Raw genomic sequence first — 15289 nt, 5'->3', positions numbered from 1 at the left:
CGCGCAGTAAAATTTGCTTCCATGACGGACCGCCTTGCGGCAGCCTGTTTCCTTTACGCCATCAACGGCGTGACCCTCGACAGCCCGATTCCGCAATGACCGAACAATCACGCAGAACCCAGAAAAAGAGCGCTACGGCAGAGCACCGCTGGCACCTCGCAAAGGACGAATTCGGCGTCGAGATCACCGACCTCGAATACGCCGTCATGCGGCTCGACCAGTCGTTCTCGCGCTGGCAGTCCGAGTGCATGGCCGCCGTGACGGGCACGACGCTGAGCGGTCAGGAGAACGCACTGCTGCACGTCATCCACATGCACGAGCGGCCCAAGACCATTCGCGACCTGCTGCACCTGACCAACCGGCAGGACGTCGCTAATATGCAGTACGAACTACGCAAGCTGATCAAGACCGGCTTCGTCGAGAAATACGGCTCGGCGCGTACCGGCGTGTACTACATCGCAACCGCGGAAGGCGCGCGCGTGTGCGAAGCGTATGCGCGCCTGCGCGAAACGGTGCTGCTCAAGCTGGCCGAGGCCACGGCGGGCATCCGGTCCGCGGCGAAAGAAGCCACGGCATGTCTCGAACGGATGGAGCGCGTCTACGAATCCTCTACGCGCGAGGTCGCGACGTTCCACCGGCGGCGACCGACCAGCGTTGAATAGAATTTCACATAGAATTTCTATTTGATTGAATGCTAGCGTGGTCATTTTCCGGCGGCAACCGAAGTTTCCCTGGGTTCCATGAGCACGAGGCGCCGCGGATGCGGCGAGATTTAGGGCAGGCTAGACAGCTTTCCGCGGCCAAAAATCGCGATCTATCCATTTAGCGCAGACGCGGCGGGTTGCCTGTCCCGTTCCCGCAAGCGCGTGAGACGGGGTTTTCCGCGCTTTTGACGCGAATTTCGAACGTATACAGTGGCGTCATCGCCGGAATACGATGCGCGAGTCATTGCCTCCCGCGCCCTCCGGCCTCTTCGCAAACCCGATGAGGAAGGATCCGCCATGCCGCCTGCCTCTTTGCTGATCGAGCCGGTCTCGCTGCGTCGATACCGGTACTTCGAGTCCAACGACGTGGACGACACGCGCCAGCGCATCGCCACGGTGCTGCAGCCGCACCGCCTGATGCCGGGCGTCGCGCGCTCCGGCCAGTCGGCGCACATGAACTACGTGCGCATCGACGGCCTCGCGTTCGGCACGATCGGCTACGCGGGCGCCATGGGCGTCGACGCCGGCGAGATCGAGGATTACTACCTCGCGATCCTGAGCCTGAGCGGCTATGCGGACGTAAGCGTCGGCGGCCGGCGCATGATCGTCGGCCCGACCCAGGGCGTGCTCGTGGGGCCGTCCACCCGCTTTTGCGGCACGTTTTCCGGCGACTGCGAGCAGTTCTTCGTGCGCATCGACAAGCGCACGGTGCAGGCGCACACGGGCTATGACCAGTTGCAGATGGAGCCAGCGCTGGACCTCACGCGCCCCGAGCTCGCGCCGTGGCTTGCGCAGTTGCGCATGCTGGCCGCTTCGCCGGAGACCATCGCGCTCGCGCAGCGCGACGCGCGCGTCGCCGCCGGACTGGAGGGGCTCGTCGTCACGCTGCTGCTGGCCGGGCAGCCTCATCGCCTCGTGTCGAGCCCGGTGGCAGCGGCTGTCCCGCGCACGGTCAAGCGCGCCCAGGCCTTCATCGCCGAACATGCGTGCGAGCCGATCACGCTCGCCGAGATTGCCGCAGCGGCGGGCGTGCCCGTCCGCACGCTGCTCGACGGCTTCCAGCGGTTTTCGCACGCAAGCCCGATGCAGTTCGTGCGCGAGTCGCGGCTGGAGCGCGCCCGCGAGCGCCTGCTGGCCGCGCGCGAGGCCGAACGCGTCGCCGATATCGCGCTTGGCTGCGGCTTTGCGAACCTTGGCCGCTTCGCGCTCGCGTACCGCGAGAAGTTCGGCGAATCGCCTTCGGATACGCTGCGCCGGGTTCGCCGGCGGTCTGCCTGAGGTTCCCCCGAGACTGGCCCGATTTCCTGCGCGTGCCGGCCACGCGCTGCGATTCGCGGATATTCACGGCCATTGCGCGGCCATACAGTCTATCCGTACGCGCATCTCGCGCGCGAAGGGCGGGTGCCTCGTCCTCGGTCTGCAATTTCACCCTGTAAGGAATCGGCATGACTCTTACTGCTGCAACGCTATCCGGCCTCGTTCGGCCGGACAGCGTCAACAAGCGTGTCTACACCGACCCCGAGATCTTCGATCTGGAAATGGAGCGGATTTATGGTCGAGCCTGGATCTACGTCGGTCATGAAAGCCAGGTCAAGGCGCCTGGCGACTATCACGCCACGCGCATTGGCGATCAGGATGTCGTGATGGTCCGTGCCGCAGACGGGCAGGTTCATGTTCTCTACAACCGGTGCGCGCACAAGGGCGCGAAGATCGTCCCCGACGGGGGCGGTTGCGCCGGCAAGTTCTTCCGCTGTCCTTATCACGCGTGGACGTTCAGGCTCGACGGCACGCACCTCTCGGCGCCGCTGCGCAACGGCCTGCAGGATACCGGCTTCGATCCGGCGCATCCGGATTTTTCGATGCGCCGGGTCGCCCGTGTCGAGAACTATCGCGGCTTCGTGTTCGCAAGCCAGGCCGCGGAGGGGCCGGACCTGAAAACGTTTCTCAATGGCGTGGCCTCGTCGATCGACAATCTGTGCGATCGCTCGCCGGTTGGCGAAGTCGAAGTCGCGGGCGGGGTGTTCCGCGTCTTGCAGCGCTCGAACTGGAAGATCTTCTACGAGAATCTGCACGACACGATGCACGCGCGCGTCACGCACGAATCGTCGGTCGTTTCCGCGCGCTCGCAGGCGCAGGAACTGGGCGCGAAGCCGTTCGAACTGCTAATCATGGACGGCAACGGCGAGCCCTACGAGTTCTGGGAAAAACTCGAACTGCGCGCCTACGAGTACGGGCACGGCTACATGGAAGGCATCTTCGACCCAGCGGCGGCCAATCGCGACCCGGTTTCGAATGCGCATTTCACGACGTTGGCCGCGGCCCGCGGCGACGAACTCGCGCGGCAGATTCTCGGCATGAACCGTCACAACACGGTGATCTACGGCAGCGGTTCGCCGCACACCGTATTCCAGCAGTTTCGCGTGATCCGTCCGCTTGCAGTGGACAAAACGCTCGTCGAAATCCAGGTATTCCGCCTGAAGGGCGCGCCCGAAGCCGTGTTCGACCGCGCGCTCACGTACGCAAACGTGATCAACTCGCCTTCGTCGAACGTCATGCCCGACGACGTCGAAGTCTACGCACGCTGCCAGGAAGGCAACCAGACGCGCGGCGGCGACTGGGTCAGCCTGCATCGCTACGCGGGCACGGATCGCGCCGTGGAGGACGGCTTCGTGTCGCTCAACGGCACGAGCGAATTGCCCATGCGCAACCAGTTCGCCGCATGGAAGCGCTTCATGATCGACGAAACCGGACAGAACCGCGGAGACGCCTGATGCTGCACGACCCGACCTTCGACGTTTCGACCGCGGCGGCCGGCTCCGTCGCGCCGGGCCCGCTGGACACAACCCTGCGGGCCGAAGCCGAGCAGTTCCTCTATCGCGAGGCGCGCCTGCTCGATACGCGCGCCTTCGACGCCTGGCTCGACCTCTTCACGCCGGACGGCATGTACTGGGTCCCGCACGAACCGGGGCAGGCGAGCCCGCACGATCACATCTCGCTCTTCTGGGAGGACGCGACGCTGCGCCAGGTCCGCGCGCGCCGCGTGACCCATGCTCGCAACTGGTCGCAGCAGCCGGCCACGCGCACGGCGCGGCTGATCGGCAACGTGATGATCGAGGGGCGCGATACGGCCGGGCGGCTGATCGTGCACTCCACGCTGCTCGTCAACGAGTGGCGGCTCGGTCAGCGCACGCTCGCGGGCCTCGTCACGCACAAGATCGACACCGGCGACGACTGGAAGATCTATCTGAAGCGCATCGACCTCGTCAATTCCACCGACGCGCTCGCGAACCTGGAGGTGTTCCTGTGACGGCGGTCTCGCTCGCGCGCACCGCGGTGATCGCGCTGCACTATCAGAACGATGTGGTCGATCCGGGCGGCCAGATCCGGGTGGGTTTCGACGGGGCGCAATCGGAGCGCGCAGCCGTGCTGGGTGCTGCGCGCTCGCTGCTCGAACGCGCGCGCCGACGCGAACTGCCGCTGATCCACATCCGCATTGCGTTTCGCGCGGACTACGCGGACCTGCTGCGCAACGCGCCGATCTTCGCGCGAACCGCCGAACTGGGCGCGCTGCGCGAGGGGACGTGGGGCGCCCAGTTCTACCCGGGGCTCGAACCCGATCCCGCGCGCGCCCTCGACTACGTGCTCCATCATCGGCGCACGAGCGGCTTTATCGGCACGCCGCTCGAACAACTGCTCGCGGCGCACGACGTGCGTCATCTGGTGGTCGCCGGCGTCGCCACGCATTCGACGGTCGAGATGACCGTGCGTCACGCGGTCGATCTCGGCTATACCGCGGCCGTCGCCGCCGATGCCTGCGCGTGCGCGGACCCGCGCCAGCACGATGCGTCGCTCGAATCGATGCGGCTTGTTGCGACGATCTCGACTGTCGCCGATATCTTTGGCAATGGCGATGCCAGGGAGACCTCATGAACTCAGGCTCGCGTTCCGAAGCGCCACGCAGGGGCATGGGCTGTCTCGACGGCAAGGTCGCCATCGTCACGGGCGCGGCGCAGGGCATAGGCGCCGATATCGCGCGCGGCCTGGCGAATGAGGGCGCCGCGGTGCTGATCGCTGGGCTCGGCGCCGAGGCGGGCCGTGCGGTCGCGGCGTCGATCGGCGGCGCGGCGCGCTTCGTCGAAACCGACGTCACCGACGACGCCGCGCTCGACCGCGCGATCGAAGCCGCGATCGGCACGTTCGGCGGGCTCGATATCGTCGTCAACAATGCGTGCAGCTATGACGACGCCGGCCTTGCCTCGACACGCGAGCAATGGCTCCGCCTGCTCGACGTGAACCTCGTTTCAGCCGCCATCCTCGCCTGGAAAGCCGTGCCGCATCTGCGGCGCGACGGCGTGATCGTCAATCTCGGCAGCACCGGCGGAAAGTTCGGCGCGGCGGGCAGGGCGCTTTATCCGGCCTCGAAAGCCGCGCTGCTCCAGCTCACGCGCAACCTGGCCATGGAGTTGGGCCCGCGCGGCCTGCGCGCCGTGAGCGTTTCGCCAGGCTGGACGTGGTCGCCCTCGCTCGAACGCCTGGCCAGCGGCTCGATCGCGCTCGCCGATCGTGTCGGCCAGCCGCTCCATCCGCTTGGGCGCGTGGGGCGCGGCGAGGAGATTGCGCGCGTGGTCGCGTTTCTCTGCTCGGCGAACGCCTCGTGGATCTCGGGCGTCGATGTGCCCGTGGACGGCGGTTTTTCGAGCCTCGGCCCCGATCAGGGCGTCTCGCCGCGCGACTGGTTCGCGCGGCAGCCGTGACGTGAGGCCGGTGAACGTGCTAACCGTGCTGCGCGCGTGCCTTGCGCAGCGTATCGGAAGGCGATTCGCCGAAGCGTTCGCGATAGGCCTTCGCAAAGCGCCCCAGATTGACGAAGCCGCAGGCGAGCGCGACATCGGCCACCCGCTCGCACTCGCCCGCGTGCCTCAATCGCTCGTGCGAGTGCTCCATGCGCACGTCGCGCACGCGCTGCATCGGGCTTGTCTCGCGAAATACCTTGAAATTGTGCAGCAGCGTGCGCACCGGCACGCCGGCCGCGTCCGCAATGTCCCTCACGCGCAGCGGCTCGAGCGCATGCTCGGCGATATAGGCCTCCGCGCGACGCAAGGCTCTCGGCACGCTAACCCATTCGCGGCCTGGCGGCAGCGCGTCGTTCGGCTGGCCCGCGAGCAGCAGCGTCACGATGAGCCGTTCCAGCTCGACGGCGACGCGGCTGTCGCGCTGCGCGAGCTGCACGGTCTCCGGCGAGGCGGCGAGCGCCGCGAGCTGAACCACGAGCGGCGCGAGCGCACGGCTCGAAAGATCGATCGCGCTGGCAAAACGCAGTTGCGCGTGGCCCGAGTGGGCGAGCAGGGCATCGCGATTGATGCGCAGGAAGTATTGCTCGCTATGGTCTGAAAAGGTGCCGGAGAAGTGCGTGCGCGGCCCGACCAGGATCCCCTGCGACTGGCCGACGATCATGCGCTGCGTGCCCACCGTCACGTCGCCATAGCCCTTCGGGGCCAGAATCAGCAGGTAATAGTCGTCGACCTCGCCCGCATCGACGTTCATCGTGCTCGCATAGCCGATCGAGCCGAACGACAGGTTGCCGAACGACGCGCAGTTGACGTAGGCGTGCAGGCCGTGGCGCAACCGGCCGGGCAGTAGCCGGTGCGGCTGCAGCACGCGCGAGACGCGCTCGCGGGTGTCCTCCAGATCGGACGACTCGAACAGACGGTAGCGGTTCAGCCACGACGATTCGAGCGTGGACGTAATCGGCAGCATGGGGCGCTCGCGGACGGGAATATTCGCGTCATTCCTTTAAGCCTAAAGCATATCCGCGCGGAAAGCGAGTCGAAATTCGCGTTTGCCCGGGGTGGGCGGGCAACCGTCCCGGCGCGCGGCCGCTGCGCAATTCGGCCTCCTTGCTGCGCAAACCGGCTAGCCCGCCGGATATTGCCCTTCAACAATGGCCCCGTCCCGGTGGGCCCAGTGGGGCGCTGAGCTCGGCGCGGGCGGAGACCAATAATTTTTCGCACGGAGATCTGAATGAGTGAAACCGATCTGAGTTCCGCGATCGAGGACCATGCGCTCGAACGCGTACCCGACCACGCGCGCCAGGGCTGGCTCGCCCTTTCATGGAACACCGCCGGCATCGTAACGACACTCGTGCAGCTCTTTCTCGGCGCGCTCGTCACGTTCGTCGCCGGCTTCAAGATCGCGCTCGCGGCCGGCGCCTGCGTGACCATCGTGGGCGCGCTGCTCGGCTGGGCTTGCGGCCATGTCGCCTACCGCTCGGGCCTGTCGAGCACGGTCCTGTCCCGTCATTTCGGCTTTGGCAGGAAAGGCTCGGTAATCTCGTCGCTGATCTTCGCGTTCATGATCATCGGCTTTCTCGCGCTCGAAAACGCGCTGCTCTATCGCGGCTTCGTGTTCTACTTCCACCTCGCCGATACGGTGACGACGCGTGTCGTAATCTACGGACTCCTCTCGGCTGTCTGGGTGCTGCTCACGGCCTATGGCTTCACGCTCGTCGCCCGCGTTTCGTCGATCACGCTCGTGGCGTTCCTGGCCGTGCTGGCGTACATCACCTATGTCGTCGTTGCGGGCGCGCCGCATAGCGGGGCGGACCTGCTCGCGTTCGGCTCGCAGTTTCCGCCCCAGGTGCTGGCGGGCATGGGCGCGAGCACCGACATCGGCAAGTTCGTCTTCTGCGTGAACGTGCTGATCGGATCGGCCGGCGCACTTGCGCTCGTCGACGCCGACCTTGGCCGCTACGCGCGCAGCTCGCGCGACATCGGCGTGGCCGCGCTGATCGGCAACCTGATGATGGACATCGCCATGCTGAGCCTTGGCGGCATCATCATGTACGCAGGCATTCCGGCGCTGATCGACTTCTACGTCCACACCGAGGGGATGACGCGCGAAGCGGCTGCGCAGGCCGCGCTGCAAAGCCCCGACAGCATCACGGCGGCATTCGTCGTGTTCGGCGGTGCGTTCGGCGCGCTCCTGATGGTGCTCGCGCAAAGCAAGGCGCAAGTCATCAACACGTATAGCGCCTCGCTTTCGCTCTCGAATCTCTTCGACGCCTTCAACTGGCGCCCGGGCCGCCTGATGTTCGTGATCCTCGCGAACGTGATCGGCCTCCTGATGCTCTACGGCCAGATCCTTGCGCTCGTCAACTCGTGGATCACGATTCTCGGCGTGTTGACCACCGCTTTTGCGGGCGTGATCGTGGCGGACTTCTTTATCGTGCGGCGGGTCACGGGTGCGGGCGTGGCCGATGCCGGCAACTTCGGCGATAGCGAGACCGTCAACTGGGCGGGCGTCATCACGGCAATCGTCGCAGTGCTGCTCTCGCATTACGTGCTGAACCGCTTCGTGCCGGTCGAATTCTTTTCTACGCTGATTCTGTGCGTCGTGCTTTATCCCGCACTGCGACTGACCGTGTTCAGGCCGGTCGCCGCGCTCGGCGGCGCGCGCAGCCTGCCGTGAGCCTCGTCGCCTCGACACGAACCTGGAGACAACCATGCAGAACACCTTGCCTGGACTGATGCACGTCGATCACGTCGCGCTCACCGTACCCGATCTCGACGAAGGCGTGCGCTTCTATCGCGACGTGCTGGGCGCCATCGAGCTGTACCGTCTCGGACCGTTCGATGCGCGCGAATTGCCGCGCACTGCCGACGGGCGCGACTGGACGCTCGCCCATCTGAACGTGGAGGGCGCGCGCCTTACGCTCGCCATGCTCGCGCTCGGCAAGAACCTGATGCTCGAGTTGTTCCGCTACGAGCTGCCCGCCGACGCGCGCACCGATCCGCGCCGCAATTGCGATCTCGGCGCGAGCCATATTGCGCTGAAGGTCGCAGACCTCGACGCCGCGCTGGCCTTCCTGCGCGCACGTGGCGTCGCCGTGATGGACGGCCCGATCGTGATCGACGAGGGCCCCTGCGCGGGCCTGCGCGTGAACTATTTCCTCGATCCGTTCGGCAACCAGTGGGAGCTGGTCGAGTACGGACACCTGCCGTTCATGGACGGCACCGACGCGCCGCTCTACGCGCGCGCCGTGCAACACGGCTAAACAGGAGGGTAGATGGGGGACGAAGCAGACGTCATCGTGGTCGGCAGCGGCATGAATTCGCTCGTGTGCGCGGGTTTGCTCGCGCGCCGCGGCAAGCGCGTGCTCGTGATCGAGCGCAACGCACAACCGGGCGGCTGTATCCGCACGGAGGAACTGTTCGACGGCTACCTCCACGACGTGATGTCGTCCTGGTATCCGCTATTCGTTGGCAGTCCCGGCTATGCCGAGCTCAAGGACGAACTGCATGCGGCGGGGCTCGAGTTCGCGCAGGGCGACTACTCGACAGGCATCGTGACGCCGGACGGCCGCTCGCTAGCATTCCGCCAGGACGTGGCCGACACGGCTGCGCGCCTCGACGCGCACTGCACCGGCGACGGCGCGGCGTTCGCGGCCGCCGCCGAACGCCTGTTCGGCGCCGATGCGGCGCTCACGTTCGGACTGCTTGGCAATAATCCGTATAGCTGGCCGATGCTTAAGCTCCTGTGGAGCGAGTGGCGTCGGCGCGGAGTCGACGGACTCGCGGCATTTGGCGCGCAGTCGCTCGAAAGCTTTCGACGCTGGGGCATGCGCGAGCTGCGTTCCGGTCTCGCCCGCGCCGCCATCGCGCCGTGGACGCTGCACACGGGCCTCGGCCCCGACGACGCGAGCTCGGCGCTCATCGGCAAGCTCACGTTCGCGGCCGTCGTGGCGGGCGGCATGCCGGTGGTGAAAGGCGGCAGCGCGAATATCGTCAAGGCGTTCCGCGCGGTGATCGAGCGTCACGGCGGGCGCTTTCTGCTCGGCACGCATGTCGAGCGTGTGCTGATCGAAAAAAACCGGGCTGTCGGCGTGATCGCCAACGGCGCCGCACTGCGCGCGCGAGAGGCGGTAGTGTGCAACGTGACGCCCGCGCAGCTCTACAACGGCCTGTTGCCCGACGCGCCGGGCGCATGGCGCGAGCGGGCAAGCGCCTATCGCTTCGGGCGAGGCGACATGCAGATTCACTTCGCGCTCTCGTCGCCACCCGACTGGTGCGACCCGGAGCTGGCGAAGGTACCGCTCGTGCATCTCACGGAAAGCATGGAGACCGTCTGCATGTCGGTCACCGAAGCCAACAACGGCCTCATCCCGGCACGGCCGACCATCGCGATCGGCCAGCCGACGGCGGTCGATCCGGGGCGCGCACCCGAAGGCGGGGCGATCCTGTGGCTGCAGATGCAGGAGATGCCGTCGCGCCTGGCAGGCGACGCGGCCGGCGAGATCGACGTACCCGCTGACGGCCGCTGGACCGAGGCGGTACGCGAACGTGTAGCGGATCGTATTCAGAGCCGGCTCGAACGCGTCATGCCGGGGCTTGCCGCGAAGATCGTCGGGCGGCGCGCCTGTTCGCCCGCCGATCTGGAGGGGATGAACTGCAATCTCGTGGGCGGTGATCCGTACTCGGGCGTGTGCTCGCCGGATCAGTTTTTCTGGCTGCGCCCGTTCGCGGGTGCGAAGGGCGCTCGCGGGCATGACACGCCTTATGCGGGGCTTTACCAGATCGGGGCGTCGACGCATCCGGGGCCGGGGCTGGGGGGCGGGTCGGGGTGGCTTGCGGCGAACCGGTTGAGTCGGGCGGGTTGAGGGGAGGGGGACGCACGGTGTTTGTGGGGGCTTGGGGGAAGTGACTGTGCGGGAGGAAAGGCAACACGGTCAACGGATGCAACGCAACCCGCGTAGTACAGCGCGTTGTGCTTAAAGAAGTGAAATCCCAGGGCATCAGCCTGCCGAAACACGCGCACCGCGAGCAGGGCGACTTGACTCGTAAACGCGCGCTCAGCGGACTCGATCATCTGTATCAGTCGATCGGACAAATCCTGTCGACGCCGCTCGCCTCACGCATCAAGCGCCGTGCATTCGGCTCAGACATTCCCGACCTGATCGACGCCCCAAACAATGGCGCGATGCGCATCCGCGTCTATGCCGCGATAGCGACTGTCCCTATGCAATAGGAACCGCGCCTGACGCTTACGCTCGCACGCGGGCAGGCCGAGATATTCCCCGAGCTGCCCGTGACGGTTTCCGGCTTCAAACCCAAGATCTACATTATCGCGGCCGCGCTCTCTACTCTCGGCATGCAGCTGGAAATCACTGCTACCCCCATCTAGAAAAACTTGGGTTTCGAGACGGGGTGCCCTCAATAAACAGACTTTTACGTATGTTAAGCCTCAGCGTGCGGATAGCACTGCGGCTGCTTTGTAGTTGTTAGCCCGTGACGGTGGCGCGGTGATCGCCACCGAGCCACGAGGATCGTTTGCCGCCGAAACACCTATTCGCGACATCTTTACGATGTCTCGACGCCAATATGAATCTGAACTTCCTCTGGGCCGCACCAAGATTCAAAATCCGTCAGAAAGCTGCGCCGAACTGGGGATGCTGTTCGAAATATGCCCAGATGGCAGCCCAGGTTTGAATAACGGCAGTGGGCATTGGACCGCTGGCTTCGAAGACGAGGTACTTGCCGTCCTGAATCCCAATATTTCTAAAGTCGGGATTTCGCTGGCTAACGGACACACCGGCCGTCAGATCGTAAGCGCCCGTGGCATCAGATTCATAAGCGGAATACACGCCAAAAATTGGCGCATCCGGCAGCCGATTCGGGATGTTATCTGCCAGTCCCCTTGAGAAAAATTGCTCCCACAAGTCTGGAATTTTTGCGGTGTCCTGACTGAACTCGGCACGGTTAGTCGTGCGAACGGTTAAGCCAGATACGCTGAAGCGCGAAATATTTTCAACCCCTGGTTCCATCCCGAATTTCCCATTTTGAGCCTGTCAACTTGAAGCATACCGTATCCTGATGTCAGGGAGACGCTGTCAGGCACGTCAGGAAAGGGCCGCGTTCGCAATTGTTTGGCACTTGTATACCCGCAATCATTAATTTTGCATAAATGGCAAACGGAAGAAGGTGAGCGACGAGCATGTCAGGTAAAGTACCGGATTCGCGTGAAAATATCGGGATATTAAGAGAGTAGGGTTCTCCGAAATAATGGTGACTTGAATGAGCGAAAATCATTACGCATACGGCATCCATCAAAATCTAAGGCCTGTTGATCTGTTCGTTTATGTGGCAATTGACGAGACGCAAAAGCAGCTTGGGTTCGGTGATTTGAGTGCGGCGGCAGCCATGCTACTAGGCCAGGCTGACGTGCCAGCGCCAGGTAAGTTCGCCGGCGCGACAGCAGGCACGTCCGTCGCCTCGTTGGTCGCGCGCAGGTTGCTGCCGGTCAAGGTCGCCGTTCGGCTGCCGATGATTACCGGCGCAGGGCTTTCCGGCGTTCGCATTGCGTTTACGCGAAACCTCGGTGCCTGGGTCGGACGTACGATTCCGATAGTCGGGGAAATTTTTTTGGCGGTAGACGCGACGCTGATTATGCGCAAGACGGTGATGGTATATAACCGCATTGTGAAGCCGGAAGATCGGGTGCTTTGATGAATAGCGATGTCTGGAAGCAGCTCGAACTATTCGCGCGGGAAGAACTTGGGCGACCGCTATTCGGCGGGAAGCTCAATTTGCTACCGGCATCCCGTCTTGAGGACGATTTAGGTCTAACCGGGCTGGATGCTGTCGAATTTATCGACAAGTGGGCGGAAACGTTCAAGGTGCAGGTGCAAGATTTCCCGTACCGCCGCTATTTCCGGCCAGAAGGTCAGGAACTGGTGTCCGGCTTCCTCGGACTGTTCTCGAAGCGCTACCGACGCGAAACTACCGTCCCGTTGACGCTGGGAATGTTGGCTGAGGCGATGAAGCGCGGGCGATGGGATACCGCAGAAATCGAAGCGATATTCCCACATAGCACAGAACGATAGCGCACGCTGAATCGCCAATTGGGCGCGTGCCAACAGCTTTCCCGACCGCCATGCCCGAGGGAGCTCGAAGGCGAGCGTCCGCCATCGGATAAGGACCGCCGCAAACTCTCCCTCGGATCTCGCACGCCAAATGTTAAATGCTCGGACTAGTCCTTGAAATTTTACATAAGATAAATTATCACATTTTCCGCCATGCCCCGATACCCGTTTCAAACTCACCTAACGCACCTTCATGCACCGCAAGCAAGCGGCGCACTTCGGGCAACGCTCGGCGCACGAGCGCACGAGCCGACGCCGGCAGTTCCTCGCAGGCCGCTTCGATATCGCCCGTTCTGTGCTCACCGAGCATCGCGAGCAATACGCAAGCTTGCTGAACGTCCTTGTGCGATTTCACGAGCATGTTGGTGCGCAGGCGCGATACCAGGAGCTTGTGGATCGCGAAGCGCGCCGGATCGGGCACGCGCACGGGCACCGCGCCGTGTCTCGACAGCAGCGTGCTCAACTGCGACCGGCCTAGCAGGTACGCAAGATACGGAAGCCCCGTCGCGTGCGCGCCCAGTTCGGGTACGGCGATCGTCGGAAACGAATCGTCGTCCGACGGCACCAGCAGATCGACATGAAAGCGGGTTGCGCCGGCCTGCTTGTAAGACGTCGAGGGCTCCCCGCGGGTCATCGGCGGCACTTCCACGAACGCAATGCCCGTCTCTTTCAGGATGGCAAGCAGGCCGCCCGTGGGCACGTGCTGCAGCGCGAGTTGCCGCCCGCGTGCGATATCGATGTCCTCCGTCTCGTAAGCGACGGCCTTGATACCGAGGCTGTTGAGCAACACCGCATACGCGTGGGAGCCGATGAGCACGGCTCCGGCCTGGAACAGACCATGGTTGTACAGGACGCCCATCGTGGCGTAAGTCTTGTTGTCGGCAACCTGGAAGCCCAGCTTCGCGAGTTCGCGGATGCGGTTCACGAGGTCCTTGCTTTGCAGGATCCGGTCGCGTATTTCCTCGACGCGCGCCTCCACATCCGGGTCGCCGCGAGGACCGCCAAGGCTCTCCTCCTGTTTCCTGCCTTCGGCGTTCATGAACTGCCGGGCGTAGTAGACGAGGTCTCCGCGCCTGTGCTCGAGGATCGTTCCCGGCGCCCCGATGAGTACCCTGTCCTGCGTCGCAGCCGCCTGCTCGATATTGGCAAACTGGGCGCAGTAAGCCTGGTCGTGGCGCTGGTAAAGGGGAAAACCGTGCATGTCGAGCCCGTTTTCAGTAATTTCCAATATTTTACTGAAAAACGGCCTGCCTGAGTATTTCAGTAATTTTTAGAGAACTACTGAAATACTTGCCGGACCATGCGAGCACTTCGGTATAGCCTGGACCACCAGGCAGCCCGGATCTCCATGCAGTCCTCTCCCCCACCTGCCCCAGCCGGTCTCAGACCTTCATTCCCGGCAAATTCAGCGAAGCGGTATTGCCGCCATCCACCGGCAGCGCCTGGCCGGTCACATAGCTCGCGTCGTCGCTCGCGAGAAACGCGATGGCGGCGGCCACTTCCTCGGGGCGTCCCGGGCGTCGCAGTTCGCACCGGTAGCCAAGCCGGTCTTCCTTGTTCTGCGCGCGCGCCCGCTCGAACACCGGAGCCGTCATGCCCGTTTCGATCAGTCCGGGGCATACGGCGTTGACGCGGATATGCCAGGGCGAGAGATCGCACGCGCTCGTCATCGTGAGATTGATGACCGCTGCCTTCGAGGCGCTGTAGGCATTCCCGCCCGCGCCCGAACGCACGCCGGCCACGGACGCGGTATTGACGATCGCGCCGCGGCTGCGCTCGATCATCGAACGCGAGGCCCACTTGGTGAAATGCACGACGCCCATCAGGTTGACGGCGAGGATCTGCTGCCAGACGTCCGTGTTGGTCTCGCTGACCGGCGAGTAATCGCCACCCGCGATACCCGCGTTGTTGCACAGCACGTCGATCGCGCCGAACTGGCGCAGCACCTGGTCTACGCAGTTCGCCACGTCGTCTTCGCGCGCGACGTCGAGGCCGGTGTACCAGACGCGTGCGCGCTCCATGCCGTCGGCCACGGTTGCGAGTGCGTCGGCATTGCGGTCGATCAGCGCGAGCGTCGCCCCTTCGTCATAGAGCCGTCGGGCGGTCGCTCGCCCGATACCGCTGGCCGCGCCGGTTACGATGGCTACCTTGTCCTTGAAACGCATAGCGCCTTCTCCCTTCGGAATCCAGATCGTCCACTTCGTGTTGCTCGCTCAGCCGTAGCGTCGCGACACCATCTCCGCGACGCAGACGGGTTTGGTTGAGCCTTCGCACTCCACGGTGGCTTCGACCGTGAGTTGCGCCCCGTTCTCGAGCGGCGTGTACTCCAGCAGCCGACAAGCCGCACGGATGCGGCTGCCAGCGGCAACGGGCGCAGGAAAGCGCACGCGGTTGAGCCCGTAGTTGACGCCCATGCGTATATTGGACACGCCGAAAGCGCTCGCGCACAGGGCCGGCAGCAGGCTCAGGGTCAGAAAGCCGTGGGCGACGGTCGTGCCATACGGGCCCGCCGCCGCGCGTTCCGGATCGACGTGGATCCACTGATGATCGTGTGTGACCTCGGCGAACAGGTCGATGCGCTGCTGGTCGATCGTCATCCACTCGCCCACGCCGAGCGCTTCGCCCACGCAGGTCTGAAGTTCGCTGAGTTGCTCGAAGACTTTCAAGA

Annotated in this window: 16 protein-coding genes and 1 pseudogene; 12 read left to right on the top strand and 5 right to left on the bottom strand. The window is 64.4% G+C overall.

The window, feature by feature from the left end; all coding sequences use genetic code 11:
* The first annotated feature begins 95 nt into the window (after positions 1-95).
* The 6 genes from WJ542_RS18615 (at position 96) to WJ542_RS18590 (ending at position 5458) form a co-directional block, all read left to right on the top strand.
* A complete protein-coding gene (locus WJ542_RS18615) occupies positions 96-662 on the top strand; it encodes a winged helix DNA-binding protein (protein ID WP_411190907.1) in 567 nt (188 codons plus the stop codon).
* A gap of 339 nt (positions 663-1001) precedes the next feature.
* On the top strand, positions 1002-1982 hold the full coding sequence (andR, locus tag WJ542_RS18610) for an anthranilate 1,2-dioxygenase regulatory protein AndR (protein WP_411190906.1): 981 nt from the start codon (positions 1002-1004) through the stop codon (positions 1980-1982).
* Between the two features lie 167 nt (positions 1983-2149).
* Entirely contained in the window at positions 2150-3475 is a 1326-nt protein-coding gene (locus WJ542_RS18605; RefSeq protein WP_411190904.1) for an aromatic ring-hydroxylating dioxygenase subunit alpha, read from the top strand.
* On the top strand, positions 3475-4011 hold the full coding sequence (locus WJ542_RS18600) for an aromatic-ring-hydroxylating dioxygenase subunit beta (protein ID WP_411190902.1): 537 nt from the start codon (positions 3475-3477) through the stop codon (positions 4009-4011). The genes WJ542_RS18605 and WJ542_RS18600 overlap by 1 nt, the downstream gene beginning before the upstream one ends.
* Positions 4008-4634: a cysteine hydrolase family protein gene (locus tag WJ542_RS18595; RefSeq protein WP_411190901.1), complete on the top strand. Its 627-nt coding sequence runs from the start codon at positions 4008-4010 to the stop codon at positions 4632-4634. Before WJ542_RS18600 ends, WJ542_RS18595 begins: the two co-directional genes overlap by 4 nt.
* On the top strand, positions 4631-5458 hold the full coding sequence (locus WJ542_RS18590; protein ID WP_411190899.1) for an SDR family oxidoreductase: 828 nt from the start codon (positions 4631-4633) through the stop codon (positions 5456-5458). Before WJ542_RS18595 ends, WJ542_RS18590 begins: the two co-directional genes overlap by 4 nt.
* Positions 5459-5477: 19 nt before the next feature.
* Here WJ542_RS18590 and WJ542_RS18585 read toward each other — a convergent pair whose 3' ends face one another.
* Complete coding sequence (locus WJ542_RS18585; protein ID WP_411190897.1) at positions 5478-6461, bottom strand: AraC family transcriptional regulator; 984 nt, start codon at positions 6459-6461, stop codon at positions 5478-5480.
* Positions 6462-6725: 264 nt separating this feature from the next.
* Between WJ542_RS18585 and WJ542_RS18580 the strand changes: the two genes are divergently transcribed.
* The 4 genes and pseudogenes from WJ542_RS18580 to WJ542_RS18565 form a co-directional block, all read left to right on the top strand.
* Complete coding sequence (locus WJ542_RS18580) at positions 6726-8171, top strand: purine-cytosine permease family protein (protein WP_411190895.1); 1446 nt, start codon at positions 6726-6728, stop codon at positions 8169-8171.
* A 34-nt stretch (positions 8172-8205) separates the two neighbouring features.
* Complete coding sequence (locus WJ542_RS18575) at positions 8206-8757, top strand: VOC family protein (protein ID WP_411190894.1); 552 nt, start codon at positions 8206-8208, stop codon at positions 8755-8757.
* Positions 8758-8769: 12 nt separating this feature from the next.
* Positions 8770-10359 (top strand): phytoene desaturase family protein, encoded by a 1590-nt coding sequence (locus WJ542_RS18570; RefSeq protein WP_411190893.1) that lies wholly within the window; start codon positions 8770-8772, stop codon positions 10357-10359.
* A gap of 173 nt (positions 10360-10532) precedes the next feature.
* Positions 10533-10724, top strand: a pseudogene (locus WJ542_RS18565) (GPW/gp25 family protein); the annotation flags it as partial.
* Between the two features lie 400 nt (positions 10725-11124).
* On the opposite strand, the gene WJ542_RS18560 reads toward WJ542_RS18565, so the two are convergent.
* On the bottom strand, positions 11125-11523 hold the full coding sequence (locus WJ542_RS18560; protein ID WP_411190891.1) for a GyrI-like domain-containing protein: 399 nt from the start codon (positions 11521-11523) through the stop codon (positions 11125-11127).
* Positions 11524-11773: 250 nt separating this feature from the next.
* Between WJ542_RS18560 and WJ542_RS18555 the strand changes: the two genes are divergently transcribed.
* Positions 11774-12205 (top strand): STM2901 family protein, encoded by a 432-nt coding sequence (locus tag WJ542_RS18555; protein WP_411190890.1) that lies wholly within the window; start codon positions 11774-11776, stop codon positions 12203-12205.
* Positions 12205-12582: a DUF1493 family protein gene (locus WJ542_RS18550; protein ID WP_411190889.1), complete on the top strand. Its 378-nt coding sequence runs from the start codon at positions 12205-12207 to the stop codon at positions 12580-12582. The genes WJ542_RS18555 and WJ542_RS18550 overlap by 1 nt, the downstream gene beginning before the upstream one ends.
* A gap of 178 nt (positions 12583-12760) precedes the next feature.
* Here the strand turns inward: WJ542_RS18550 and WJ542_RS18545 are convergent, their stop codons facing one another.
* From WJ542_RS18545 to WJ542_RS18535, 3 genes are all read right to left on the bottom strand, one after another.
* Positions 12761-13822, bottom strand: coding sequence for a GSU2403 family nucleotidyltransferase fold protein (locus WJ542_RS18545; RefSeq protein ID WP_411190888.1), 1062 nt, complete (start codon positions 13820-13822; stop codon positions 12761-12763).
* Between the two features lie 181 nt (positions 13823-14003).
* Positions 14004-14786 (bottom strand): SDR family NAD(P)-dependent oxidoreductase, encoded by a 783-nt coding sequence (locus WJ542_RS18540; RefSeq protein WP_411190886.1) that lies wholly within the window; start codon positions 14784-14786, stop codon positions 14004-14006.
* A 48-nt stretch (positions 14787-14834) separates the two neighbouring features.
* A complete protein-coding gene (locus tag WJ542_RS18535; protein WP_411190885.1) occupies positions 14835-15287 on the bottom strand; it encodes a MaoC family dehydratase in 453 nt (150 codons plus the stop codon).
* Positions 15288-15289 lie beyond the last annotated feature (2 nt).

This window comes from Paraburkholderia yinzeri (genome assembly GCF_046581065.1).
Lineage (GTDB): Bacteria > Pseudomonadota > Gammaproteobacteria > Burkholderiales > Burkholderiaceae > Paraburkholderia.
Note: the sequence above shows the minus strand (reverse complement) of the source record. Positions and strands in the feature narration are given on the sequence as shown.